Source organism: Streptomyces kunmingensis (genome assembly GCF_039533535.1).
GTDB lineage: Bacteria > Actinomycetota > Actinomycetes > Streptomycetales > Streptomycetaceae > Streptomyces > Streptomyces kunmingensis.
Map to the genome: position 1 here is coordinate 25,029 of NZ_BAAATS010000072.1, position 24,827 is coordinate 49,855.

The 24,827-nt window shown below is 72.1% G+C and carries 23 protein-coding genes and 1 tRNA gene; 10 read left to right on the plus strand and 14 right to left on the minus strand.

Annotation, left to right across the window (positions count from 1 at the left end; genetic code table 11):
• Positions 1 to 151 precede the first annotated feature (151 nt).
• Both ABD366_RS42800 and ABD366_RS42805 read right to left on the minus strand, forming a co-directional pair.
• Positions 152 to 1,429, minus strand: coding sequence for an NAD(P)-binding domain-containing protein (locus ABD366_RS42800; protein ID WP_324768522.1), 1,278 nt, complete (start codon positions 1,427 to 1,429; stop codon positions 152 to 154).
• Positions 1,429 to 2,721: a carboxylate--amine ligase gene (locus ABD366_RS42805; protein WP_344443616.1), complete on the minus strand. Its 1,293-nt coding sequence runs from the start codon at positions 2,719 to 2,721 to the stop codon at positions 1,429 to 1,431. The genes ABD366_RS42800 and ABD366_RS42805 overlap by 1 nt, the downstream gene beginning before the upstream one ends.
• 130 nt (positions 2,722 to 2,851) lie before the next feature.
• Here ABD366_RS42805 and ABD366_RS42810 point away from each other — a divergent pair, with 130 nt between their 5' ends.
• A complete protein-coding gene (locus tag ABD366_RS42810) occupies positions 2,852 to 4,081 on the plus strand; it encodes a glycoside hydrolase family 26 protein (RefSeq protein ID WP_324766643.1) in 1,230 nt (409 codons plus the stop codon).
• 37 nt (positions 4,082 to 4,118) lie between these two features.
• Here ABD366_RS42810 and ABD366_RS42815 read toward each other — a convergent pair whose 3' ends face one another.
• From ABD366_RS42815 to ABD366_RS42855, 9 genes are all read right to left on the minus strand, one after another.
• Entirely contained in the window at positions 4,119 to 5,243 is a 1,125-nt protein-coding gene (locus tag ABD366_RS42815; RefSeq protein ID WP_324766642.1) for a GNAT family N-acetyltransferase, read from the minus strand.
• Positions 5,244 to 5,251: 8 nt separating this feature from the next.
• Entirely contained in the window at positions 5,252 to 5,917 is a 666-nt protein-coding gene (locus ABD366_RS42820; RefSeq protein WP_324766641.1) for a YveK family protein, read from the minus strand.
• The gene (locus tag ABD366_RS42825; RefSeq protein WP_324766640.1) at positions 5,914 to 7,053 is read right to left on the minus strand and encodes a glycosyltransferase; all 1,140 of its coding nucleotides are present in this window, start codon (positions 7,051 to 7,053) and stop codon (positions 5,914 to 5,916) included. Before ABD366_RS42825 ends, ABD366_RS42820 begins: the two co-directional genes overlap by 4 nt.
• Positions 7,050 to 7,751 carry a polysaccharide deacetylase family protein gene (locus ABD366_RS42830; RefSeq protein WP_411293630.1) on the minus strand — a complete coding sequence of 234 codons (702 nt, stop codon included), beginning with the start codon at positions 7,749 to 7,751 and terminating at the stop codon, positions 7,050 to 7,052. The genes ABD366_RS42825 and ABD366_RS42830 overlap by 4 nt, the downstream gene beginning before the upstream one ends.
• A gap of 70 nt (positions 7,752 to 7,821) precedes the next feature.
• The gene (gene murJ / locus ABD366_RS42835; protein ID WP_324766638.1) at positions 7,822 to 9,510 is read right to left on the minus strand and encodes a murein biosynthesis integral membrane protein MurJ; all 1,689 of its coding nucleotides are present in this window, start codon (positions 9,508 to 9,510) and stop codon (positions 7,822 to 7,824) included.
• Complete coding sequence (locus tag ABD366_RS42840) at positions 9,507 to 10,904, minus strand: O-antigen ligase family protein (RefSeq protein ID WP_411293629.1); 1,398 nt, start codon at positions 10,902 to 10,904, stop codon at positions 9,507 to 9,509. Before ABD366_RS42840 ends, murJ begins: the two co-directional genes overlap by 4 nt.
• A 4-nt stretch (positions 10,905 to 10,908) precedes the next feature.
• Entirely contained in the window at positions 10,909 to 12,339 is a 1,431-nt protein-coding gene (locus ABD366_RS42845) for an exopolysaccharide biosynthesis polyprenyl glycosylphosphotransferase (protein ID WP_324766637.1), read from the minus strand.
• Positions 12,336 to 13,484, minus strand: a complete 1,149-nt coding sequence (locus ABD366_RS42850; RefSeq protein ID WP_324766636.1) for a glycosyltransferase family 4 protein — start codon at positions 13,482 to 13,484, stop codon at positions 12,336 to 12,338. The genes ABD366_RS42845 and ABD366_RS42850 overlap by 4 nt, the downstream gene beginning before the upstream one ends.
• Before the next feature lie 42 nt (positions 13,485 to 13,526).
• Positions 13,527 to 14,624 (minus strand): DUF3344 domain-containing protein, encoded by a 1,098-nt coding sequence (locus ABD366_RS42855; protein ID WP_324766635.1) that lies wholly within the window; start codon positions 14,622 to 14,624, stop codon positions 13,527 to 13,529.
• A gap of 331 nt (positions 14,625 to 14,955) precedes the next feature.
• On the opposite strand from ABD366_RS42855, the gene ABD366_RS42860 reads away from it, so the two are divergent.
• The 7 genes from ABD366_RS42860 to ABD366_RS42890 all read left to right on the plus strand — a co-directional run bounded on the left by ABD366_RS42860 (position 14,956) and on the right by ABD366_RS42890 (position 19,031).
• Positions 14,956 to 15,195: a chaplin gene (locus ABD366_RS42860; protein ID WP_324766634.1), complete on the plus strand. Its 240-nt coding sequence runs from the start codon at positions 14,956 to 14,958 to the stop codon at positions 15,193 to 15,195.
• Between the two features lie 145 nt (positions 15,196 to 15,340).
• Positions 15,341 to 15,889, plus strand: a complete 549-nt coding sequence (locus tag ABD366_RS42865) for a hypothetical protein (protein WP_324766633.1) — start codon at positions 15,341 to 15,343, stop codon at positions 15,887 to 15,889.
• An 84-nt stretch (positions 15,890 to 15,973) separates the two neighbouring features.
• Positions 15,974 to 16,279, plus strand: a complete 306-nt coding sequence (locus tag ABD366_RS42870; protein WP_324766632.1) for a hypothetical protein — start codon at positions 15,974 to 15,976, stop codon at positions 16,277 to 16,279.
• Between the two features lie 173 nt (positions 16,280 to 16,452).
• Positions 16,453 to 16,956 carry a DUF5949 family protein gene (locus ABD366_RS42875; protein ID WP_324766631.1) on the plus strand — a complete coding sequence of 168 codons (504 nt, stop codon included), beginning with the start codon at positions 16,453 to 16,455 and terminating at the stop codon, positions 16,954 to 16,956.
• A 135-nt stretch (positions 16,957 to 17,091) separates the two neighbouring features.
• Entirely contained in the window at positions 17,092 to 17,652 is a 561-nt protein-coding gene (locus tag ABD366_RS42880) for a vitamin K epoxide reductase family protein (RefSeq protein ID WP_324766645.1), read from the plus strand.
• Positions 17,653 to 17,750: 98 nt separating this feature from the next.
• Positions 17,751 to 18,155 (plus strand): tyrosinase cofactor, encoded by a 405-nt coding sequence (locus ABD366_RS42885; RefSeq protein WP_324766630.1) that lies wholly within the window; start codon positions 17,751 to 17,753, stop codon positions 18,153 to 18,155.
• A gap of 6 nt (positions 18,156 to 18,161) precedes the next feature.
• On the plus strand, positions 18,162 to 19,031 hold the full coding sequence (locus ABD366_RS42890) for a tyrosinase family protein (RefSeq protein ID WP_324766629.1): 870 nt from the start codon (positions 18,162 to 18,164) through the stop codon (positions 19,029 to 19,031).
• 89 nt (positions 19,032 to 19,120) lie between these two features.
• Here ABD366_RS42890 and ABD366_RS42895 read toward each other — a convergent pair whose 3' ends face one another.
• Positions 19,121 to 19,426 carry a chaplin gene (locus ABD366_RS42895; protein WP_324766628.1) on the minus strand — a complete coding sequence of 102 codons (306 nt, stop codon included), beginning with the start codon at positions 19,424 to 19,426 and terminating at the stop codon, positions 19,121 to 19,123.
• A gap of 137 nt (positions 19,427 to 19,563) precedes the next feature.
• Here ABD366_RS42895 and ABD366_RS42900 point away from each other — a divergent pair, with 137 nt between their 5' ends.
• Together ABD366_RS42900 and ABD366_RS42905 are read left to right on the plus strand one after the other, a co-directional pair.
• Complete coding sequence (locus ABD366_RS42900; RefSeq protein WP_324766627.1) at positions 19,564 to 20,760, plus strand: FAD-dependent monooxygenase; 1,197 nt, start codon at positions 19,564 to 19,566, stop codon at positions 20,758 to 20,760.
• A gap of 321 nt (positions 20,761 to 21,081) precedes the next feature.
• The gene (locus ABD366_RS42905; RefSeq protein WP_324766626.1) at positions 21,082 to 21,333 is read left to right on the plus strand and encodes a chaplin; all 252 of its coding nucleotides are present in this window, start codon (positions 21,082 to 21,084) and stop codon (positions 21,331 to 21,333) included.
• A 65-nt stretch (positions 21,334 to 21,398) separates the two neighbouring features.
• On the opposite strand, the gene ABD366_RS42910 is transcribed toward ABD366_RS42905, so the two are convergent.
• Together ABD366_RS42910 and ABD366_RS42915 are read right to left on the minus strand one after the other, a co-directional pair.
• A tRNA-Lys gene (locus ABD366_RS42910) sits at positions 21,399 to 21,471 on the minus strand.
• Between the two features lie 145 nt (positions 21,472 to 21,616).
• Positions 21,617 to 24,664, minus strand: coding sequence for an FG-GAP-like repeat-containing protein (locus ABD366_RS42915; RefSeq protein WP_324766625.1), 3,048 nt, complete (start codon positions 24,662 to 24,664; stop codon positions 21,617 to 21,619).
• Between the last annotated feature and the right edge of the window lie 163 nt (positions 24,665 to 24,827).

A 24,827-nucleotide genomic window follows, 5' to 3' on the forward strand; every position in this document is an offset into this window, starting at 1 on the left:
CGGTTACCAGCTGTCTGCCCAACGGCGTGAAGCCGACGGCTGGGAGGGAGACAGCGCGGCCATTCTCATGACAGGCGCCAGTGCACCATCGGACGGCGGGCCCCGGATGCCCGATTCACCCGTTTGCCAGCTTTGTCACCCCAATGGGTTCTCAGAGCCTGTCCGACGGGACCGGCACGGGCTCCGGCGTATGCCGTCTGCCCATCGGCACTACGGGACCACGCCGCCAGTTCCGCCGGGTCAGGTACCGCTCGACCCCGTCGACCAGCGAGGGCGCGGTGTAGGACGCGCCGTGGACGAAGCGCATCGCCGGGCCGTAGTCGGGCGTCGTCACCAGGCCCGCGAGGAAGAGCCCCGGGTAGGCCGATTCGAAGCCGCGTCCCACGCGTGGGGTGTCCTCGGGCCGCCGGGTCAGCATGTGCCGTACGCCGGGCGCCAGCAGGGTCATCCTGGCGCAGGTCGCCTGGAAGCCCGTGGCGGCGATGATGTGGTCGGTCTCGAAGTCCTCCATGCCCTGGGTGGTGCCGAGGGCGCGCACGTGGATCCGGCCCGCCGACGGTCTCGCGTCCACGATGGTCCGCCCCATCCGGATGTCGATGGCCCCCGTCCCCACCCGGTCCCGGACCCACCAGGCACCCGCGGGCCCGAGAGCGGTCGCGGTGACGGCGGCCCGGGTCCGCTCCGGCAGCCGTCGGAAGGCGCCCGGCTTCTCGGAGTAGAACCAGTTGCGCCAGCCGCAGCCGAGGCCGCTGTGGGGAGCCCGCAGGCTCTGGTGCCAGGGGCGCGCCCAGGGCGGCGGGACGGTGTTCCAGTCCAGTCGGGAGGCGCGCGCGAGGATGCGTACCCGCGTGCCCTGTTCGGCGAGGAGCGCCGCGATCTCGAGGGCCGCCTGTCCCGCGCCGACCACGGTGACGTCCGAGCCGGTGAACCGGCCGAGGTCGCTGTGCCGGCTGCTGTGCGACACGTGCGCGTCCGACAGGTTCCGCAGCGCCTCGGGGATGTGCATGTACGGCAGCACCCCGTTGGCCAGGGCCACCGCGCGGCTGCGCAGGAGCTGGCCGTCCTGGGTGCGCAGGACGAAGCCGTCGGGCGCCGCGTCGATGTGCTCGATCATCCGCTCGTCCAGCTGGTCCACCGCCTGCCGCGCGAACCACAGGCCGTAGGACGCGAACGTCTCCACGGGGATCGGGTGGCCGTGCCGCGCGGTGCTGCCCTGTTCGGCGCAGTACTGGTCGAGGCGGAACGCGGCGCCCGGCGCCGAGAGGTTGGAGGCCCAGGGCTCCGACTTGAGGAACATGCCGCGGGGCATGTGATCGCGCCAGGACTGCATCGGGCGTCCAAAGACCCGTGTGTCGAGTCCGCGCGCTTGGGCATGGGCGGCGATGGACAGGCCGTAGGGGCCTGCGCCCACCACCAACAGGTCGTGCATCAGCAGCTCGCCTTTCGTTCAGCCGTCGCGGTCCGGACGGCAGCTGCGGGTTCGGTCGGGCGGAGAGGCGCGGAGCCGGGTGCGTCGGCCGCCGTCGGCCGCGCCCGGCGCAGCAGCCGGCGGGCCGCGTGCCGGGGCCACCCGGCGGCCATGGCCCGCGCGGGGCCGGGGTCGTCCTGGGCGTGCCAGGCGAACTCCGGTGACGTGGGGCCGCGGCGGGCGGGGAGGGTGCCGGCCATCAGGGCCCGTAGGGCGGACAGCGGCGCGTAGTTCTCGACGATGAAGGTGCGCCCCGGCAGGGTTCGCGCGGCGGGCAGGGCCTGGTGCGTCAGGTCGAGGTACTGGGCGCGTACGACGTCCAGGCCGCCCGCGTCGGCGAACAGCCTGAACTGCGCGCCGGGGCGGGGGTTGAAGTCCAGGAGGTGGTACGCGCCCGTCTCGGCGTCCCTCCGGAAGTCGATGTCGAAGATGCCGCGGTAGCCCAGGGCCTCGACGAGATGTTCGGCCATGGCGTGCAGTCGGGGAGCGTGGTCCCAGCGGCCGACGGCGGTGAGGCCGGCGCCGCGGGGCCAGGCGTGCCGCTTGGTGCCGGCTCCGCCGCCGTGCAGTGCCCCGTGCCGGTCGGCGTAGCCGTGGAAGAACCAGTCGCTGCCGGGGCCGGCGGCGACGTAGCGCTGGAGCAGTAGTTCGCTGCCGGTGGCCGCGCCCTTCAGGTAGAGGTTTCCGGCCTCTTCCGGGGAGCTGACCAGGCAGGTGCTGCGCAGGCCCGAGCCCGGGGGGAGGAGCCAGGGGTGGCTCCATTTCGCCACGACCGGCAGGCCGAGTTCGAGGGCGGCGGTGTACGCCTCGTGCTCGTCGCGCGGCAGCAGCGTGCGGGGGTGCTCGATGCCGACGGCCCGGCAGAGTTCGGGCAGGCGCGCCTTGTCCGCGACGTACTCGGCGAGGTGTTCGGGCTGTTCCGGCAGCAGGAACATCTCGGTCAGCGTGGTGCGCAGCCGGCTCACCGCGATGGCTCCGGCGTCGTCCATCGGGATCAGCACCGCCGGGCGGGCGACACGGGCGGCGGTCCGGCGCAGGACGGCGGCGATCTCGCCCGGTGACGCTTCCGGGCGCGGCGCGGGGTGCGTCCGGGTGACGTAACGCGAGCGGGCCACCGGGCTGCCGGCCGCCTCGGCCGCCACGTGGACCTCCACACCGCAGCGTCCCAGGGAGCGGGCCGCCCCGAGTGTCCCGTGGTGAAAGGGGTTGGGGTCGATCCGTAGCAGCACGACCGGGACACAGGGGTCGAGCATGTGTCGTCCTTTCGAGGAACTAACCCGTGAGGGTGATCAAGGGCGGCCATCGGCTGTTCCACGAATGGCGCCCGGAGCATTCATATGACTGATTGTCAGAAAGGGAGCGAACACGGGACGAGGAGAAGAAATGGTGAGAGAACGCCGATGGACGAGGCGCGGACGCCTGCCGCTGCTCGCGACGGGCGCCCTGGTCACAGCGGTGATCGCGACCGGATCCGTCTCCATCGAACGGGCGGACGCGACCCCGCGCGGTGAACCGACGCCGTCCGCCGTGGCGACCCCCGTACCGGCGCCGGCCGCCACACCGCCCGTCACGGACACCCGGCCGGCACCGGGGCCGGACAGGTTCCCGGCGTTCGGGGCCTACCTGGATTACGGGCCGCTCGGTGTGACGCGGATGGGGAATCTGTCGCGGTGGCTCGGCGGAGCCGATCTGCGCGTGGGGCACACCTATCTTCCCGGTGACAGGTGGAGCAACATCGAGGGCTCCCCGACGTTCCTCGACAGTTGGGCCAAGTGGCGCCGGGAGCGCGATGACCGGCTCTTCGTACTGAACGTACCGATGCTCGAACGCAACGAGGGCAACGTCCCGGACACGGAGGTGCGGGCCCTGTTGCAGCGGGGCGCGGCGGGCGACTTCGACCAGCACTTCCGGACGCTGGCCGAGCGTCTGGTCGACCTCCGTGTGCCGGACACCGTCATCGTGCTCGGCTGGGAGATGAACGGCGTCACCTACACGCACCGCTGCGGGCCCGACCCCGAGGCGTGGAAGAAGTACTGGACGCGGATCGTCGAGGCGATGCGGTCCGTGCCGGGTCAGAAGTTCCGCTTCGACTTCACGCCGAGCCGGGGCCGCGACGCCGTGCCCTGGCCCGACTGCTACCCCGGTGACCGCGTGGTGGACATCATCGGTATGGACGCCTACGACCAGCCGGAGGGTCTGTCCTTCGACAAGCAGGTGTCCGAGCCCTATGGGCTTCAGCAGCAGGTCGACTTCGCGAAGGAGCACGGCAAGCCGGTCTCCTACCCGGAGTGGGGGCTGTTCCGCAACGGCGACAACCCCGAGTACATGCGGCGCATGCTCGCCTGGATGGACGAGCACAAGGCGCTCTACAACACCCTCACGGACTACTGCCCGCACGGGGTGTGGCAGTGCGCCAGGAATCCGCAGGCCTCGAAGGTCTACCGGACCGCGCTGACCGGGCGCGACAAGCCGGCCACGCCCACACAGCCGGCGGAGCCGACCGCTCCGGCCGAGCCCTCGAAGTGTTCGCCGGTCAACCTGGGTGAGTGGGTCGAGCGCTGGCTCGGCGGCAAGCTGTGCCTGAGGTTCGACCGGTGGGGGCACCGCTCCTGACGCGGCACGGCCACCCGGCGCGGTGGCGGTCCGGGCTCTATGCCGGGTCGCCACCGCGCTCCTTCCAGGTCCGCCGCACCCGCTTGGCCAGAGAGCGGGCCCGCACGTCGGCGAGGAGCGCGCCCAGCAGCGGGGCCGTGCCGCGGCGGGCCAGGACGAAGCGCTGGTTGACGCGTTCCTCGGGCCGCCAGTGCAGCTTGTAGGGCTCGGTGCCGCGCAGCAGGCTCAGCACCTTGTCGCCGGAGCCGCCCTGCAGATGCTGGGCGCACGAGCGCAGCAGCATGGTGGCCACGTCGATCTTGCGCTCCCGTAGCTGCGGGTGGGCCCCGTAGAGGTAGCCGCCGGCCAGCCGGGGGGAGAGGAACGTCAGGTCGGCGGCGACGACCGAGCCGTCCAGGGTGAACTCGGTGACGACGGCGTCGCCCGTCTGGGCCATCGCGGTGACCGAGCGGGTCAGGTGCTCGGCGAAGCGCGGCCGGACGTGCTCGGTGGTCACCTTCCGCTCCTGCCACTGCAGTTGATGCAGGTCCAGGAGGCGCCGTACCGAAGGGCCGACCTCCGTCGAGGGGACGACGCGGCGCTCGATGCCCATCGCGTCCAGCTTGCGCAGCTTGGCGCGGGCCCGCTGCGCCCTGGGCCGCGGCAGGCGTTGCACCAGGTCGTCCATGGGGAGCGCGGGCAGTTCGAGGCACGGGGAGTCGTCGAGGCGGCGGCGGGGCCCCGGCCAGCGGTCGTGGAGCCGCTCCACGGTGCTGCCCGGCCGCACCTCCCGGAAGTCGATCACCGCTCGCCCGGCCAGCCGCCAGAGGGCGGCGCCGAGGGCGTCGACGGCCCGGCCGCGCACTCCGGCGGGCTCGTCCTCGACGAGGATGTCGCTGAAGTCGGAGATGGCCGTACCGAGCGGCGTCAGCGCGGGGAAAGGCCGCAGCCGCAGCATGAGCGGCGCCGCCGCCACGAGCCGGCCCTCACGGCGTACGAGTACGACGCGCAGCCGGCCGGGGCGGCCGTAGGAGAGCCACCAGGAGTGCAGCCAGGCGTGGCTCTGGAACGGTGTCGCGGTCGCGCAGGCCCGGTGCAGGCGGTTCCACTCCTCGCGCAGCGCCCCGAACTCGGCGGTGTCCGTGCACACCGTGACGACCGGGTCGCACCCGCTCTCCGGCATCAGGAGCATCAGGCACCGCCCCGCTGTTCGCCCGCGGCGGGCGCCGGCACGGTCGGCGTCGTGTGCCCCGTCTCCCGGCGCGGGCGCAGCAGCAGGGCCAGTCCGCCGAGCAGCCCTCCGGCGCAGGTGCCGACGAGCGTGGTCAGTCCGGCCGAGGGCGAGGAGGGTTCGGTCGGCTTCACCGCGCGCGTGAACCGCAGGAGTTCGACGTGGGTGTCCTTCTTGGCGTGGGCGGCGTTGGTGGTCAGCGCGCGGGCCACGGCGTTGGCCATCGCGGTGGCCGTGGCGGGTGCGTCGGAGGAGGCGGAGATGGCGACCATGGGCGCGTCGGGCGAGGTCTCCGCGCGGACGCCGGCGCGCAGGGTGTCCACCGGCACGCCCGCCGCGACCTGGGCGTCGCTCAACACCGCGACCTGCGTGGCCACCTTGCTGTAGGCCTGGGCGAAGCCCGTCGCGGACATCGGGTCGGCATCCTTCGTCGGTACGGCGATCACGTAACTGGTCGCCGTGTACTGGGGCGTGCTGACCGCGCCGTACACACCGCCGGCGAGCGCGCCGAGCAGGATGCCCGCCGGCAGGGGCCACCAGAGCGGCACCTTCCTCGTGCGGGTGCCGATGCGGGCGGCCAGTGGGCGGAAGGTGGACCTTTCCTGTTCCTGGGCGGCTTCGGTCATCGCGTACTCACTCCTGTGGTCGGGGCTCCCAGGGCCGACGCGTACACCTCGAGGTGCTGGGCGGCGCTGCGGGCGATGTCGTAGTGGAGGGCGGCCTGTGAGGGCGGCCGGTCGGCGGCGGGCCGGTCCCGCAGCGCCCGGATCTCCCGGGCGAACGAGGCGGGCGCGCACGGGACGCGGACGGCCCGGGCGGCAGGGCCCGCGGGCAGATCGTCGATGGCCGGGCAGGTGACGTAGAGGACGGGCAGGCCGCTGGCGAGCGCCTCCACCACGGCGAGGCCGAACGCCTCGTCGAGCGAGGGGGAGGCGAGCACGTCCATCGCCGAAAGCAGCGCGGGCAGGTCGATGGTGTGCGGGTCGGCGCCGGTGTGCGGGCGCTCCCCGGCGAGGACGACGCGGTCGCGGACCCCGGCCTCTTCGGCCGCCCGGCGCAGCGCGTCCTCCTGCGGGCCGGTGCCGACGAGGAGGAGCCGTACGTCGTCCGGGAGGTCGCGCAGTGCGGCGATGATGACGTCGAAACGCTTGCCCGGCACCAGTCGTCCCACCCCGCCGACGACGAACGCGTCCGGGGGCAGCCCGAGTTCGGCCCGCGCCTTCACCCGGGCCCGCGGGTCGAAGGTGAAGCGGGAGACGTCGACGCCGTTCGGTACGACGTGGACGCGGTGCGGGGCGACGCCCCAGCCGTGCAGCCGCTCGGCGACCGCCGGGGAGACCGCGATGGTCGCCCGGCCCAGCCTCTCCCCCGCCAGGTACAGGGCCCGTACGCCGCGGGTGAGCGGGCGGCCCTCGATCTGCGCGTCGCCCAGCGAGTGTTCGGTGGCGATCACGGCGCGCACTCCGGCCAGGCGTGCCGCCGTGCGCCCGTAGAGGCAGGCGCGGTAGAGGTGCGTGTGGACCACGTCGTAGCGGCCGCCGCGGACGAGCCGCATTAGGCGGGGCAGCGCGCGTGCGTCCCGGTTGCCCGCCATGCCGAGGTGGGCGACGCGTACGCCGTCGCGGACCAGGCCCTCGGCGACCTGGCCCGGGTTGGTCAGGGTCACGACGTCGTGTCCGCTCGGCAGGTGCCGCAGGAGCAGCCGCAGTTGTTGTTCCGCGCCACCCGCGCCCAGGCCTGTGATGACGTGGAGGACCTTCACCGTGCGTCCTCCGCGAGGTGCCAGGCCCGCCTGCGGACGCGGTGGACGCGGCGCTTGAGCTCGAGCCGCCAGGGGGTGTCGCGCTGGCCCACGTAGACCCGCGGCAGGGCGTACACGCTGGTCAGCGGGCCCGGGGAGATGGCGCAGCCGTACCGGTAGCCGGCTCCGCGTACGGCTTCGACCGTCGGCGCGTCGATGGAGCCGTACGGGTAGCAGAAGCCGTGCACCTCGTGCCCGATGAGCTCCTCGATCCGCATCTTGCTGTGCCGGAGCTCGGCGCGGCGCTGTTCCTCGTCCACGCGTGTGAGGTCGACGTGCATCAGGCCGTGCGAGCCGATCTCGATGCCGGCCGCGGCGGCCGTCCTGATGCCCTGCGCGCTGAGCAGCGGCTTGCGCGGGCCCTCGGCGTCCCAGCCGTTCTCGCCGCCGATGCGGCCCGGCAGGACGAAGACGGTGGCGGAGCACTCGTAGTGCCGCAGCAATGGGAGCGCGTTCTCCAGGAAGTCGCCGTAGCCGTCGTCGAAGGTGAGGGCGACCAGGCCGCGGCCGGCTCCGCAGCTGCGGGCGTCGAGGAGTTCGGCGACGCTGACGCCGCGCAGCCCGCGCGCCCGCAGCCAGTGCAGCTGCTGCCGCAGGCGGTCGGGGGTGACGGTGACGTTGTAGGGGTCGTCGGGGCAGTCGTCGACGGAGTGGTACATCGCCACCCACGGGGACCGCCCGGGCAGGCGGTCTCTCGATCTGGAGAGGGGTGGTTCCCGGAGCGCTGTTTCAGCTGACATGGCGAAGCTTTCTGGTCGCGATGCGGACGGCCGGCAGGAACGCCTGGACGTGGAGGGCCCACAGGAGGAGGACGAAGACGGCCACGATGGCGAGGGAGCCGACGGCGAGCGCCGCCGACGGGCTTTCGAACCTGGCCGCGCACACCAGGCCGGCGCCCGCGGCGGCCACGGCCGCGAGCAGCGTCTTGGCGAGTTCGAGCAGCACGACGGGCAGCCGTACGGGGACGCTGCGCCGGTCCATCGCGGTCAGCAGCAGGACCGCGGTGAAGGTGATGCCGAGGGCGTTGGCGGCGGCGATGCCCCCGACGCCCCAGAGGGTGACCGCCCAGGTGCCCGCCCCGGCGGTGAGCAGCATGCCCGCGGCCATCGCGGCGACCGGGTACCAGGTGGGGCGCCCGGCGGAGAAGTAGGAGCGGACCAGGGCGCCGACGAGGCAGTGGCCGAGGAGCCCCAGCGAGTAGACGCGCATGATGGCGGCGGTGGCGGCGGTGTCCTCGGCGGTGAAGTGGCCGCGCTGGAAGAGGAGTTGGATGATGTCGGGGGCGCAGGCGAACACCACGGCCGCGCCGAGCAGGACGATGCAGGCGGCCAGGGCGATGTCGCGCTCCACCCGCTCCCGTGCCTTCTCCGTGTCGCCGCGGGCCAGGGCCTTGGCCACGACCGGGAAGGTGACGGTGCACAGCATCAGGGACAGCACCATCGGCAACTGCGCGACTTTCTGCGCGTAGTTGAGGTGGGAGATGGCGCCGGACGGCAGGGAGGAGGCGAGGAAGCGCTCGATGAAGACCTGCGACTGCCGGCACAGCGCGAAGAGCAGGACGGTCGCGATCAGCATGAGGTTCAGGGACTGCCTCTTGGCGGCTTTCGCGTCCCCCGCCCGTACCTCGGCGCTTCCGCGGGCCGCGCCCTTCAGACGGCGGCGCAGTACAGGTGCCTGGACGAGGACCATCAGACAGCCGCCCACGGCCACCCCCGCGGCGGCGGCACGCACTCCCCAGCGGTCGGCGAGGAGCAGCAGGGTGGCGATGATGCCGGTGTTGTACGCGACGTAGATGGCGGCCGGTGCCAGGAAACTGCTGTGGGCCCGCAGGGCGGCGCTGCAGTACCCGGTGAGCCCGAACGTCAGCAGGCAGGTCGCCGTCAACCGTGTGCAGTCCACGGCCAGTTGGGGGTCGGGCAGTCCAGGGGCGAGCAGTTCGACCAGGTAGGGCGCCCCGACCATCAGCAGGACGGCGGAGGCCAGGAACGCCAGGGTGAGGCGGGGCAGCGAGGCGGCCACCAGGGCCCGCACGGGGTCGTGGCCCGACGGCAGTGCGGCGCCGCGCGCGGCGATCGCGGCGCTGAAGGCGGGGACGAGCATGAAGGCGAGGCCGTCCTCGATCAGCAGCGTCGTGGCCACTTCGGGCACGGTCCACGCCACCAGGAAGGCGTCCGTCTCGCTGCCCGCTCCGAAGAGGTGGGCCAGTGCCTGGTCCCGGCCGAGGCCGAGGAGCGACCCGGCGGCGGAGAGTACGGCGGTCAGCAGCGCGGCACGGGCGAGGAAGGTGCTCGAAGTGCCCTGCTGTTCCGGACTGTTCCCCGGGCGCTTGTCGAGAACGGGCGGGTCGGCGGTCTGCTGGGCCGGCATGGCGTCGGAGCGCAAGGTCTCTTCTTCGTCGACAGGAAGGGTGGGTTTCATCGCCCGGCCGCCACCTCTTCGGCCCCGGCCGCCGCCCCGGCCGCGGCGGGCGTCTCGTCGACCGCGGCCGGCGCCAGCGCCCACCAGGCGGCCAGGCCGAGGACCACGGCGGTCAGGACCGTGGACGGGCCGCCGATGTCGGCGTACGCGAAGTCGATGAGCTGCCAGGTGAGGAGTCCGCAGGCGAGCAGCGCGCAGTCGAGGCCGCGGGCCCGCCGGTGGGCCGTCGCGAGCCGCCGCAGGCCGCACACGAGAAGAGCCGCCCAGCTCCCGGCCATGGCGCACAGGCCGAGGAGCCCCTGCTCGCTGAGGACCAGCAGATACATGTTGTGGGGCGAGAGCAGGGGCTGGCGGCGGAAGGTGGCGCCCGCGCCCGCGACGTCGCTGCCCGCGGAGAGCGCGATCGAGGCGTGACTGTCGCGGTAGGCGGGGAAGTTCTTGAGCCCCACCCCGGTCGCGGGGTGCTCCTCCCACATGCCGATCGCCGCGGCCCACATGGTGTACCGGTCCGTCACCGACTGGTCCGGGGTGGCTGTGACCTGCGTGATGCTGCTGAGCCGCTCCTGGAGCATGGACGTACCCACGCCGAATCCGCCGACGAGGACGACGGCCGCGGCGGCCCCCACGGCGAAGAGCCGGGTGGCGCGCCGCAGTCCGGCGAGCACGATCTGCAGGACGCAGGCGACGGCGGTGGCGATCCACGCGCCGCGGCTGAAGGACAGCGCCAGCGGCACGAGGAGCCCGAGCGCGCAGGCCAGCGCGGTGAGCCGGGCCCGCGGTGTGCCGCCGCCGAGGGCGAGGGCCACGGCGCAGATCAGCCCGTACGCGACGACGGTGGACATGCCCATCACGTCGGTGGCGCCGAACGTGCCGACGGCCCGCACGTCCTCCCCCGCGTACGAGGCGCCCGTACCGGTCAGGTACTGGTAGACGCCGATCGAGCCCTGCCAGAGTCCGAGCCCGACCAGGGCCCGACCGACGAGCCGGAAGTCGCCCCGGTCGCGCACGAGCAGCAGGACGGCGGCGGGGACGAGCACGAAGATCTGGTAGTAACGCGCCAGCCCTTGCAGGGAGTTCGACGCCGAGTCCGCGCCGAGGGCGGCCACCGCGACGGCGAGCACGGGCAGGCCGAGCACGATGTACGCGGTACGGGTCAGCGGCCGCTGTCCGGCGCGCGCCGCCCGTACCGCGCAGAAGATCACCACGAGGCCGGAGACCGCGTCGGCCGGTGTCAGTCCGCTGCCCTCGCCCTGGGCTCCCGGCCCGAGCGGCAGCGCCAGCAGGCTGATCAGCAGCAGGACGGGGAGTACGGGGCCCGCCCGGCGTACGGCCCGCTGCCAGGCCGCCGCCGCGGGACTGGCACGTACCTGGGTGAAGGCGGGGACGGCTGTCACTGCGTCAACTTCCCGTAGGGCGGAAGAACTCGGTCGCCGTGCGCGCCAAGATGCTGAGGTCGCCCCAGAGCGACCAGTTGTCGATGTAGGCGTTGTCGAACCGGCAGCGGTCCTCGATGGAGGTGTCGCCGCGCAGCCCGTTGATCTGGGCGAGGCCGGTGATGCCGGTCGGTACGCGGTGCCGGTCGCTGTAGCCGGGGTAGGTCTCGCCGAACTTCATGACGAAGTACGGGCGCTCGGGGCGGGGGCCGACCAGGCTCATGTCGCCGCGGAAGACGTTCCACAGCTGGAGCAGTTCGTCCAGCGAGGTCCGGCGCAGGAACCGGCAGAACCACGGCATGTGGTGCTCGTTGGCGACGCTCCAGCGCGTCGCGGACTCGAGCGGGTCGGCCGGCCGGTGCGTACGGAACTTCAGCAGCGTGAAGGGGCGGCCGTCCTTCCCGACGCGCTCCTGCCGGAACACCACGCCGGGCCCCTCGCTGACGCGCAGCCACAGCGCGCAGACCAGGAGTACCGGGCTGACCAGCAGCAACAGCACGGCGGATACGGCCAGGTCGAGGGCGCGCTTGCCGGGGTGCAGCCGGTGGGCCGCCCCGCTGAGGGAGCGGCAGCGGAATCCGGCCAGATGGCCCTCGGCCGCGCCCCGCTCGGGCACGTACGCCGAGTGGTCCGGGTCCAACTCCCAGAAGGAGCATCGCAGTTCATCCAGAGCGCTCAGCCAGGGCCGGTACTCGGGGGCGCCGGCGCTGCCGAGGAAGATCGCGCGCCGCACCCCGTTCTGGATGACGGCACGTCGTACGTCGTCGGCGTTCGTCAGCACCGGGACCGTGGGCTCCTCGCCCTCCGCGTGCGGGCCCGCCGTGCCCCGGCCGACGATGCCGACCAGGCGGATCCCGCTCGGCCGGTGCCGTTGCAGGGCGGCGGCGACCCGGGAGGCCGCCGGTTCGGGGCCCACCAGGAGGGTCGCGCAGGGTCTGCGGATCAGGGCGGCCCGGCGCCGCCGCAGGACGAGCGCCCGGCCCGCGACGGTGAGCGCCAGGTGGACGGCGCACCCCGAGAGCACCGCCCGGAGCGGGATCGGCTGGAGCGTGGGCAGGCTCGCCGCGGCGGCGGTCAGCGCGCACCAGGCGATCCCGACGCGTCCGGCGAGGGCCGGGCAGTCGTCGAGGATGTGCCGCCCCTCGGCCCGCCGGTACAGGCCCGCGGTCCGGTGCAGGGCGAGGACGAGCAGGACGAAGCCCGCCAGCAGGAGCGGCTGTCGCTGCAAGGGGGTGAGCGCGACGGTGCCCAGCAGAGCCGCCGTGCTGTCCGCCGCGAGCAGGAACGTAGGGGAGGAGTGGTCCCGGGCGGGGCCACCGATCAGGGTGAGCTTGTCGCCGTCGGTGGTCCGCTGGGGGATGACCAGGGGGGAGGCAACGGTCTGTTCCGAGGTCACGTCGTGATCGGCTCTCTGTCAGCGGTGGTCGCCGGACCCAGCAGTTCGCCGTACACCTCCGCGACCGCCGCGGCGGTGCGCCGTACGTCGTGGTGGGCGTGCACATGGCGGTAGGCGGCGCGGCCGAGGGCGCCGAGCCCCTCGGTGTCGCGCAGCAGGCGGACGAGCGCGCGGGCCAGCGCCGCGGTGTCCTCCGGCGGGACCACGCAGGCGCGGGCCAGTGGGGGCGGCAGGCTCTCGCGGGCTCCGGCCACGTCCGTGACGAGCACCGGGCTCCCGCAGGCCATGGCTTCGAGAGGGGCGAGCGCCATGCCCTCCCACCGCGAGGGCATGACGACCAGATCGGCCGCCCGGTACCAGGGGACCGGGTCGTCGACCGGCCCGGCGAACGAGACGGTGCGGGGCGCCGCGGCCTTCAGCCGCTCCGCCTCCGGCCCGTCGCCCACCAGCACCAGACGCGCCCGCGGCAGTTCACGCAGTACGTCCTTCCATGCCCGGACCAGGAGGTCCTGCCCCTTCTGGCGGCACAGCCGGCCCACGCACACGACGAGCGGCCCGTCGCCGGACCCGTGCGGCTCCGTATCAGGGGGCGCCGCCGGGTGGAAGCGCTCCAGGTCGACCCCGTTGGGGACGAGGCGCCATTCCGCCTCGATGCCCCGGCTTCTTCCGGTGCGCTGCTCGGCGCGGCTGACGCAGACCAGGCGGGAGGCCCAGCGCGCGCCGAGCCGCTCCCAGTTCAGGGCCATCCGGGCGGGGACCCCGCGGACGGCCTCGAAGGACCAGGCGTGCGGCTGGAAGACGGTGGGGACGCGGCCCCGCACGACGAGCCGGGTGATCAGGCCCGCCTTGGCGCTGTGGGCGTGGATGAGATCGGGCCGCGTCCGGGCCACCACGCCGGCCAGCCGCCGCCCCTCCTGGATCACGCCCTTTCCCGGGGAGCGCGACGCCTCCCACTCCAAAACCTCGCAGCCCGTGGAGGCCAGGAGGCGGGGGAGGCTGCCGGACGCGGGGCAGGCCACCGAGACGTGCATCCCGGCGGCGAGCTGCCCGCGTACGAGGTCGGCCACCACGCGCGCGACTCCGCCGTCGACGGGTTGTGTCACGTGGAGAACGCGCGGCGGCGCGGGTGCAGACGTCACAGGCATCGCCTTTTCCTCGGCTGGTGAACGGGGTTCGGCTGAAGCGCTCTAGGACCGGACGTCGACGGCACCGAAGAGCACGCCGGTCCAGGCCGCGTCCTCGGGAGAGGTCAGCCGGAGGTCCAGGGCCCGCGCGCCGCTGCGGACGGCCCGGCCGAGCGGGAACACGTCGGAGTCGTAGCCCAGGGTGTTGGCGTGGGCGGGGACGCGCCGCGAGGGCCGGGTGCCGGGCTCGCTGATGGTCGAGTTGAGGACGTCACGCGCGGGGTTGGCCCGGTCGGAGAGCGCCACCGGGCGGCCCCGGCCGGTGGCGACGGTCAGCGAGTCGCCGGTGCGGCCGCGGTCACCGTTGTAGGCGACGAGTCCCACGTAGCCGCCCGTGCCCGCGGCCGGTGCCGTCCGCTGGTGGAAAGCCTGACCCGGGTGCCGCGCGGTGAAGGTGCCGAACCCGTCCTGGAGGAAGAGGTGCCGCAGCGGTTCGGACTTCTTCTCGTAGGCGACGACGAGCGTCCAGCCGCCCCAGGCACCGGCGGCGGTACGCCCCCTCGCCACGTTCACCTGGGCCACGGTGTAGAGCCCGGAACCGCCGGCCCGCACCAGGTCGGTGACGTCCGCCGAGGCCTGGAACGCGTCGGCGCCGTTGGCCGTCAGATGCCCGGCCGGCTCGTCGGCCAGGAGTTGCTTGTACGCGCCGCCGGGCTCCGCGACGAGGACGCGGCCGTTGTCGCGCGGCGGCTTCTGTTCACCGGCCCGCAGGTTCCCGCCCCAGTACAGCCGCGCGTAGGTGACGCGCGCACCCTCGGGAACGCGGACCTCGGCCCGGGTCGAGTTGTAGGTGTTGGGGTCGCGGTCGACGTCCGTGTAGAACATGTCGAAGTCGCCGTTGCTCGCCGTCGCGCCCGAGCGCGCCGCGGAGCATCCGGCCTTCTCGGCCGAGCCGGCACCCCGGCAGGTGATCGCCGCGTTGGCCGCACGAACGATTCCGCCGTGCAGCACGGAGTCGTACCGCGTGGTGAACGGGATACGGGACTTCTCGGGGCCCGGGTCCGGCACCGTCGCGGTCGCCCGGCCGGGCAGGGCCAGCGCCGCCAGGGACAGCAGGCCCACCGTCGTACGACGCAGGAAACAGCCTTTGAGATTTCGCACGGCCGACTTCCCTTTCAGGACTGAGCAGGTTCTTCGCAGCGCGGCGAGATAAATAAGAAAGTCACACTTATCCGTCGACCACCTTCGCTGCATACCGCTCCAAAGAGGGAACGGCCGACGGCAACCACGCAATGCGAGTTTCACTTGATACACGATGTGTGTTGGAGTTGTGAAATTACCGCTCACTTCGTGACGCCACTCCGTGACGCACTTCAATGCCCTAACGGCTATTCACCCGTTCGGAGCCGCAACCCCGAGTAAGGGCGGCGCGTTGCACCACAAGCCGGGCGCCTGCCCCGGCCGAACAGAACGACCCCCAAGGAGCATGTTCATGTCGCGTACCGCCAAGGCAGTCGTCTTCTCCGCTGTGGCCGCCGCCGCCATGGCCGGCAGCGCCGGCATCGCCACCGCCGACAGCGGCGCGCAGGGTGCCGCCACCAACTCACCCGGCGTCATCTCGGGCAACGTCGTGCAGGCCCCCATTCACATCCCGGTGAACGTCTGCGGCAACACCGTCGACGTCATCGGCCTGCTGAACCCGGCCTTCGGCAACACCTGCGCCAACGACTGACGGCCAGTCGGATCCCGTACAGCCGCTCCCCTTTCCGGGGGGCGGCTGTACTGCGTTGGCCCGTATGAGGGCGGTTCAGTTGCAGGTGCTAGTGGGGCGTCCCACGGTGATCACAAGCGACAACTCACCCTCGAAAGGCCACACCATGCCTGCACTGCCCGTACGGCGCCTCGCGACCACCGCTCTCTGCGCGTCCCTGCTGCTCGCTGCCGCGACGCCCGCGTTCGCCGCGAACGCCGCCGACGAGCGCACCGGTCACACGTTCGTGTCAGCCGATCCCGCACCGGGGGCGGCGGCACCGGCGGACCCGCCGAACCCCCTGCAGAGCATCACCAGCATCCTCACCCCGGTCACCGGCCTGCTCACCAGCCTTCTCACGCCGCCCACCGGCAAGGTGGCCGAGCAGGACGTGCAGAAGCACACCGACGCGATCGACGCGGCCCTCGACAAGGCGGAGAAGGACAACGCCGCGCGGGAGTCGACCACCCGCCCCGGCGCGCTTTCTGACGCCGCGACAACCACGCGCGAGGGACAGAGCGACGCCATGGCCGAGCTGCAGTCCGCGATCGACGCCCTGGTGAAGGGAGCGGCGACGGGCGACACCACCGCCGCGACCAACCAGTTGTCCCTCGCCGTGAACGGACTGGTCCAGGAACTGCTGAGTTCGGCCATGACGCCGAAGCCTGCCGCCTGATTTCGTGACCTGCCGGAGTTTCCGTCGGCGAACCCGCTCGTTGTAGCGGGCAGAGATGCAACATCGTCGAAGGAAGGAAACACGATGAAGGCTCTGAAGGCCGCCGCTGTCGTAGCCGGTTCCCTGGTGATCGCCGGTGCCGCCGCTCCCGCCTTTGCCTCGGACATGCCCTCGGACATTCCCCCGATGAGCCTGAACGGCGGGCTGAACGACGCCCTGACGACGATCACCAACCAGCCGACGCTCGTCTCGCCGGTGGACACCAATCTTCTCGACCCGAAGCACGAGAAGAGCCTGGTCGACACGGTGGCGGAGACCGTCAACGGCCTGAAGTCCAAGGGTGGCACCAACGCTCCGTCCAGCCTGCTCGGCGGTCTTCCGCTCGGATAGCGGCCGACCGCGCCGACGCACGGCGAATCACCCTTCGAAAGCTGGTCCGGGAATTTCGGTTCTCGAACCAGCTTTCGTCTTTTCTCATTACCGCACGCTCGATCGGGGGCGCTGTTCGGCCGATCGAGTGACAGCGTGCCGGGGGCCCGCCCGCATATCGCTAGGGTTGCCCGGTGACTTCTACGTCGAGCATCGAGACCACATTCCGGCCGGCCGATCTGGGAACTCTGGCCGTTATCGCCTGGAGTGGCGAGCCCGCCGAAGGAGAGGGCGCCATGCCTTTCCTTCTCGCCTACCCCATGGGGGATTCCCCGGCCGGTCCCGAGGCGGCGGAGGCAGCCGTCCGCACGCTCCTCGGCAACAACGGGCTCACGGTGGGCACGACCGTCCACAGCGGCGTACGCCAGCCGAGCTTCCCCGTTTCGCTGCTCGTCGAGGCGGGCCACGCCGTCATCTCCATGCCGCCGCTGAACGCCCAGTGCCCGGCGCCGCCCGAGTGGCTCGCGGCCGCGGAAGCGCGGGGAACCGCCTACTTCCTCTTCACCGCCCGGCCCTGGCCGACCGCGACCCCCGGTGAGCCCGTCACCGAGGAGGAGCTGATGGCCTTCGCCGGCGACGAGGCGACCCTGACGGCCGCCGCGCACTGCCTGCTGCCCATCCGGCGCATCCGCAACTAGTGGCCGTACCCTGCTCGGGCCGTCAAGGAGCGTCGAGTGAGCACTGACCAACAGCGGGCCGCCACATCCGTCCCGTCCCAGGCCGGGCGCCGGGACCCGGGCGCCGGCCGAGCACCGGCCCCCGCGGACCGGAACCTGCCCCTCGCGCTGGTCCTCATCGTCACCGGGGCCGCCGGAGTGCTGGCGTCCTGGGTCATCACCCTCGACAAGTTCAAGCTGCTGGCGGACCCGGACTTCCAGCCCGGGTGCAGCCTGAACCCGGTGGTCTCCTGCGGCAACATCATGAAGAGCGAGCAGGCGGCCGTGTTCGGCTTCCCCAACCCGATGCTGGGACTCGTCGCCTACGGGATGGTCCTCTGCGTCGGGATGAGCCTGCTGGCGGGCGCGCGCTTCCCCCGCTGGTACTGGCTGACCTGCAACGCGGGCTGTCTCTTCGGGGTCGGGTTCGTGTCCTGGCTCCAGTTCCAGTCCCTGTACCGGATCAACGCGCTGTGCCTGTGGTGCTGTCTGGCGTGGGTGGCGACCATCGTCATGTTCTGGTGCCTGACCTCGTTCAACGCCCGCAACGGTTTCCTGCCGGTCCCGGCCGGGGCGCGTGCCTTCTTCGCCGACTTCACCTGGGTGCCGCCCGCCCTGCACATCGGCGCCGTCGGCATGCTGATCCTGACGCGCTGGTGGGACTTCTGGACGAGCTGAACAGCTGCTTCCGGACGAGCCGAACGGCTGAACCGGCTGAACGGCTGATCGGTTGAACGGCTGAACGCATCCCGCGGGAGACGGCAGAGGAGTCGGACGTGAATCCCGAGATGTTCCTGACCCGCCGCAGCGCGGCCCTGATCCTGCTGGGCGCCGCCTCCACCGCCACGGCGGTCGCCCGGCTCCGCTCCCCCGCCGAGCCGGATCCGGAGCCGGAGCGGGCGGCGGGAGCCGATCCCGATTCCTTCGAGGAGACGTACCTGGGGCGGCGCGTCCGCGGGATCAGGTCGCCCGGCGAAGCGGGTACCTGGCAGGTCACCGTCGACGGGCGTCCGCTCCACCTCATGCGCCGGGCCGACGGCACGTATCTGAGCATGGTCGACCACTACGACTCGTACGCGAGCCCGCTGGCCGCGGCGAGGGGAGCCGTCGCCGAGCTCGGCGATCAAGCGCTGCGGACCCACGAGGGCCGGCCGGGGCCCGCCCGAGACCGGAAGGTGTGAGCAGCGGTGGTCCACGCCCGCCAGAACCAGAGCACGCTCGGCAAGACGCAGAAAAAGCGCTTCGTGGACGCCGTGCTCGCCCTCAAACGCACCGGCCGCTATGACGAATTCGTGCGGACGCACATCGACTTCTACACGGGAGACGGTGACGGCCACCTGCGTGTGGCGCACATGACCCCGTCGTTCTTTCCCTGGCACCGCAAATTCCTGCTGGAGTTCGAGACGGCTCTGCGGCAGATGGATTCAGGGGTCACGGTTCCCTACTGGGACTGGACCGTGGACCGTACACCGGCCGCTTCTCTGTGGCACGCCGATTTCCTGGGCGGGAACGGCCGCCGCTCCGACCGCCGGGTCACCACCGGCCCCTTCGCGCACGCGCACGGGAACTGGACCGTCACCGAGTCCGTGACGGACGGCGACTTCCTCATGCGGGACTTCGGCCGTCCCCAGGACCCGGTCGAACTGCCGGGCAAAGAGGAACTCGCCACGGCGATGCGGGAGTCCGTGTACGACGCGAAGCCGTGGAACTCGCTGTCGTCCACCGGGTTCCGCAACAGGTTCGAGGGCTGGCCCACCCGCCGCGGCGACCGCACCTGGTACAACCACAACCGGGTCCACCGCTGGGTGAGCGGGCACATGCTGGGCGCCGGATCGGTGAACGACCCCGTCTTCTGGCTGCACCACGCCTTCGTCGACCTGTGCTGGTCGCGGTGGCAGGAGCGCCATCCGGGAGCGACCCCCTACCTGCCCGCCGAACGGCTCGGGCCCGGTGACCCGCAGCGCCGTCGGGTCCTCGCCGCGGACGACACGATGCCGCCGTGGGACATCCCGGTGCGCTCGATGCTCGACCACCGGTCCCTGTACCGGTACACGTGACCGGTACAGGGACCGGTACAGGGACCGGTCCCGGACAGGCGAAAGCCCCCAGCACCGCCGTGCCGAGGGCCGTCGGGAACGCTCGGGGCTCAGCTGCCGTAGCCGCCGCCGTTGTTGCCGTCCTCGTGGTCGCCGTGGTCGTCGTGGTCGTCGTCCACGTCGCCGGCGCACTGGTTGCCGAACGCCGGGTTCAGCAGACCGATGACGTCCACGGTGTTGCCGCAGGCGTTGACCGGGATGTGAATGGGGAGCTGGACCAGGTTGCCCGACAGGACGCCCGGCGAGTCGGTGGCAGCACCCTGGGCACCCGCGTCGGCCGAGGCCAGACCGGCGCCACTGAGCACCACGGCGCCCGTGCCGAGAGCGACAGCGGCTGCCTTCGCGATGCGCGACATCACGTTCTCCTTCTGCTTGGCAGTGCGGCCGCGTGGTCGCAGCCGTCGGCCTGTTCAACGGCAGGGCACACGGGCAGTAACGGCCGATACATGGATACATCCTGAAAAGCGCAGAACTCCGTGAAATGAGGCAGCAAATGAAGGTGCACTGCGTGGGCGGAGGGCCCGCGGCCCTGTACCTGGCCATCCTCCTGAAGGCGCAGGACCGGCGGCACGACATCAGCGTCTACGAGAAGAACGCCGCCGGCTCCACGTACGGATGGGGCGTCACCTACTGGCCCGACATGCTCGACACCCTCATGGCGCACGACGAACCCTCCGGGCGCGCCATCAGGGACCACTCGGCGCGCTGGAGCGACGGTGTCGCGCACGTCCGCGACCGCGTCACCGTCCACCACGGTGACGAGGGCTTCGCGATCGGCCGCCACCGCCTGCTGCGCATCCTGACCGAACGGGCGCTCTCCCTGGGCGTCCAGGTCCACTTCGACCGTACGGTCACCCCCCGGGACCCCCTCCTCGACGCCGACCTGGTCGTGGCCGGCGACGGCGGGCGCAGCACGCTGCGTGACCGGTACGCGGACCACTTCGGCACGCAGGTCACGCCAGGACGCAACCGGTTCGTCTGGCTCGGCACCACGAAGGTCTTCCGCTCCTTCACCTTCGCCTTCGTGGAGACCGACCACGGCTGGCTCTGGTGCTACGCGTACGGCTTCGACGGCGAACACAGCACCTGCATCGTCGAGTGCTCGCCCGGCACATGGGCGGGGCTCGGCTTCGACGCCATGGACCGGGACGACGCGCTGCGCCTGCTCGAAAAGCTGTTCGCGGAGCCGCTGGAGGGCCATCCGCTCATCGGCCGGACCGATGTCGACGGCCCGTCGCAGTGGCAGAACTTCCGCACCGTCACCAACCGCGTCTGGTCGCGCGGCAACCTCGTCCTGCTCGGCGACGCCGCCCACACCACGCACTACTCCATCGGCGCCGGCACCACCCTGGCGATGCAGGACGCCATGGCACTGGCCCGCGCCCTCCAGAACCCGGGCCCGCTCCGGACGGCCCTGGGCGAGTACGAACGCGTACGCAAGCGCGAGTTGCTCCCGTTGCAGAGCGCCGCGCGGCACAGCGCCGGCTGGTACGAGAACCTGACGCGCTACGTCGGCCTGGAGCCGCACCAGATGTTCGCGCTGCTCGGGCAGCGCCACTCCCCGCTGCTCCCCCACGTCCCGCCCCAGCTGTACTACCGGGTCGACCGGGCGATCGACCGGACCCAGAGCCTGCGCTCGCTCAAGCGCTGGCTCGGCCCGCGCATCGCGCGCGCACTCCAGAACAACTGACCGGCACGATCGGCGCGCCATTCGATTTCCGCGGCCGACGCCTTTCGTTGAGCACGGCATGGAATCGAGGAGAAAAGATCCGCCGAGCGAGTCGCGTCGCCCATCGGACACCCCGATCTACGAAGCCGTGGTGCGGCTCTGGCAGTCGCACGGCCGGACGGTCCCGGGGACCCCACGCCCCGTCCGTCCGGCCCGCGGATGGGTACGGGTGGAGGCGCCGCCCGGGTGACATGCCCTCCAATGGCCCAATTCGCCAGGCATGCCCGGTTAGGCGGTGTGATAGTCGAGTCATCCCCTTTCCCCATCTATCAGGGAGATTCGATGCGTCTTCGCGCATTCGCAGCCGCCGCCGTTCTGGCGGGCACCGTCGTCGTGGGCTCCGCCGGCCTGGCCTCCGCGCAGGACGGCCCCGACGGCGCCACCGCCGTCGGGAACGCCCAGAACAGCCCGGGCCTGCTGTCCGGCAACAACATCCAGGTTCCGGTGCACGTGCCGGTGAACGTCTGCGGCAACTCCATCGACGTGATCGGGCTGCTGAACCCGGCCTTCGGCAACCAGTGCGCCAACGACTAGGCACACAGCCGACGAAAGAAGCGCCCCCACCCGCGGTTTCCGCAGGTGGGGGCGCTTCTCGCTCGTAGACCCTGTGGGACTCGAACCCACAACCAATGGATTAAAAGTCCACTGCTCTGCCAATTGAGCTAAGGGTCCACGCGCCGGCCCTCGCCGACGCACCCCTGAGCATAGCCGGACGACACGCGATCGCCGATCGGGTATCGGTATCCCGGGTCTGCGCAGGAACCGGCGGCGGCCCGACACCGCCGCCGGCCCAGGACGTGACGTGCTCCCGATCGAGCTACGAGAGGCCGCCCGCGTAGTTCGTGTAGGTGTCCCACACCTGGGTGCGGCCCCCGAACGACCCCTTGCCGTCGCCCAGGTTGCGCCACAGGCGACCGGACGTGTCGAACGACAGCAGGTCGTTCTTCCCGTCGTGGTTCAGGTCGCCGATGCCGATGACCTTGCGGTACGCGGAGCCCCAGTTCTTGAAGACCGTCTTGCGGTCCTTCAGCGTGCCGTTGCCCGCCCCGTCGTAGCGGAACAGGGTGCCGGCCTTGTCGCGCGCGAGGACGTCACCGATGCCGTCACCGTTGAGGTCGCCCGCCCCCAGGAGCTGGTTGTACGTCCATCCCGAGCGGATCTTCTTGCCCGCGGCCAGCTTGCCGGCGGCGGTCCCCGCGAAGACGTAGATGTCCCCGGTGGACGTCTTGCGGGCGAGCAGGTCGGGGCGGCCGTCGCGGGTCAGGTCACCGGCCCAGCTCAGGTAGTTGTACGCGGACCAGCCCGTGCCGAGCGAGACGTGCGGGCTGTTCTTGTTCACCGCGCCCGCGCACTTCCCGTCGTAGCGGTAGAGCGTGCCGGACGAGGTGCGCACGAGGACGTCGTTGCAGCGGTCGCCGGTGAGGTCGCCGAACGGGAAGAAACGGTTGCCGGCCGGCCAGCCGGAGCTGGAGGAGGACCACATGGCGCCCGAGTGGAACCCGTCCACGTGCAGGGTGCCCGCGGAGCTGAAGCCGAACAGTTCCCCGATGCCGTCGCCGTTGTAGTCGCGGTGCGTGGTCTTCGCGCCCTCGACGTCCGTGGTGCCCGACTTCACCGTGCGGAAGCCGTCACCGCCGTCCACGTCCAGGGCCCAGGTGTAGCGGCCGCCGTCCACCACGCTGCCGTCGGCCCGCTTGCCGTCCCAGGTCAGGCTCAGGCGCGCGCCCTCGGCCCCGCCCGTGGTGACGGTGCGCGCGGTGCGTCCCGTGGCGTCCTTGAAGGTCAGCTTCCAGGCCCTGGCGGGGCGGTTGAGCTGGACGGAGCCGTGCCAGACGTTCTGCTCGGCGTCGTTGTCCCAGCCCAGGTTGATGAAGGTGTCGGTGGTCGACTCGATGTTCGTGACGCGGGTGCGCGGCACTCCGGTCGGCCTGACGTGGATGCGCTGCGTGGCGTCCGCGTACACGACGGTGCCTGTGAACCGGTCGACGTCCCAGGTGACGTGGCGCTGCGACGGCTTGTCCCCCGCGGGCAGGTCGGCGAAGTCGCGGGTGGTCACGGAGGTGCCCGCACCGCCGTGGAAGTCGGTGAGCACGAGCTTGCCCGCGCCGGTGCGGTCGTGCCGCACGAGGAAGCCGTCGCCGAGCAGTGTCTCGCCGCCGGAGGGCACGGTGATGTTCTTGCCGGCGGTGGAGTCCCACACGCCCGCCTTGCCGGCCGGGCCGCAGTTCCAGTAGAGCCAGCGCCCCACCGCCTGGAGCTCCTGGGGCACACAGCCCGAGCCGAGCTTCACGTCGGCGAGGGTCTTCTTGGACTTCAGGTCGTACGCGTTCACGCTGCCGGTCGCCGTCGCGGGCTTCCAGAGCCGGGTGCCCCACAGCGCGGCGGCGCCACGGGCCCGGGTATGGACCACGTCGTCCGCGGTGTGCGCCTCGGTGTCGCCGACGTAGAGCTTCTTGGCGGACGCCGACTCGAACAGCGTGTAGCGGCCGGACGTGTCGAGGACCCGGACGTCGGAGACGCCGCCCGGACCGAGGATGTGCAGGCTGTTCGTGCTGATCGGCAGGTGCACGGAGCTGCCCGACGAGTACCCGGTGAGGCCGTTGCCGGTGCCGAACAGCTCCACACACGACGAGCCGGCCGCGCAGTCCTTGTAGGTGTCGCCGACCCGGTAGCGCAGGGTCCGCTCGCCGGGGCGGCCCGCCGCGTCCAGGTCGTAGGTGTACAGGCCCCGTGCGTCGGTTCCGTCGCCGAGGGCCACCGTGGAGATCCGGCCGGCCGCGGCCGACAGGCCGTCGACGGCGGCGGTCACGGGCGGCACCTCGCGGACCACCGATCGGCCGCCGTCCGGCGTGAAGCGGTGCACCGCCCAGTCACCGGGGCCGGTGCCGCCCACCGCGAGGACGCTGCCGTCGGGGGCGGTGGCCAGTCGGTGATCGGATCGGGCGAGCAGCTCGGTCGCGCCGCCGCCGATCGCCACGGACCAGAGCTTCTGGCCCGCCGAGTAGGTGGGCACCGCCTCGCGGTGGACGACGAGGATGCGGTCGCCGGCGAGGGCCATCGTCGCGTTGCGCGTGGTGGTGGAGTTGCTGGGGTCCGGCACCGAGGTGCGGGTGACCGGCGCGTCCGTGCGGCCGCGCTCGGTGGTGAACGCCGTGGCCGAGGACGGCTTGTAGCCGAGCACCTTGTCCTTCGACAGGGCTATGGACGTGGGCAGTTCGGAGCGGTCGAGGCCGGCGAAGACCTCGCTGACGGCGCCGGTGGCGTAGTCCAGCGCGATCAGGTGCGGCTGTCCGTCCGCGTCGGCGAACTGGAAGACGGCGCCGTCGCGGTCCTGGGCCACCATGTACCGGAACATGAGCCCGGCGGGTATCGCGTCCGCGGGCCGGTCGGTGCCGTCGGCGGAGATCAGGTGCAGGGCGGCGAGGCGGTGGTCGCCGCTCTCCTCCACGGTCACCACGACGGACTCGTTGTACGCCTGCACCCAGCCCTGCCCGACCGGGATGCCGAACGTGGTGGCAGCGGTCGTCCCGAGGTCCATCACCGTGATCGTGCCGCCCGGATCACCGTTGCCGCTGGTGCCCAGGCCGGTGTTGAGGTGGCTCGGGAGCCGCGTCTGTGCCCGGCTCTCCCCGGTGGCCGCGTCGGTCCACTGGCGGCCCTTGCCCTCCTGAACGTGCAGGTACCCCGTGGTTCCCGCGGTGTACAGCACCTCGGAGCGCGGCAGGGACCGGTTCGGCGCGGCGATCACGCTCTCGGCCGGCTGGTCGGCGGCGCTCGCCGGGGCGCCGGCGGGCAGCAGTGTGCCGGCGAGCGCGAGCACGGCTCCCGCCGCGACGGCGGTGGAACGTCTGTGTACGACCCCCATGGGTCCCCTCCCGAAACGGCGCGCGGCAAAGCCGGCAGCGCGCGCACGACGCATCGGAGGGTGTGGGGCCCCTCACAGCAAGTTCATGCCCTCTACACAGGGCCCCCGGAGCCTAGCAGCGGGTACGCCGCGCCCGGGCCCGGGAGACAGCGAAGCGGGCCCA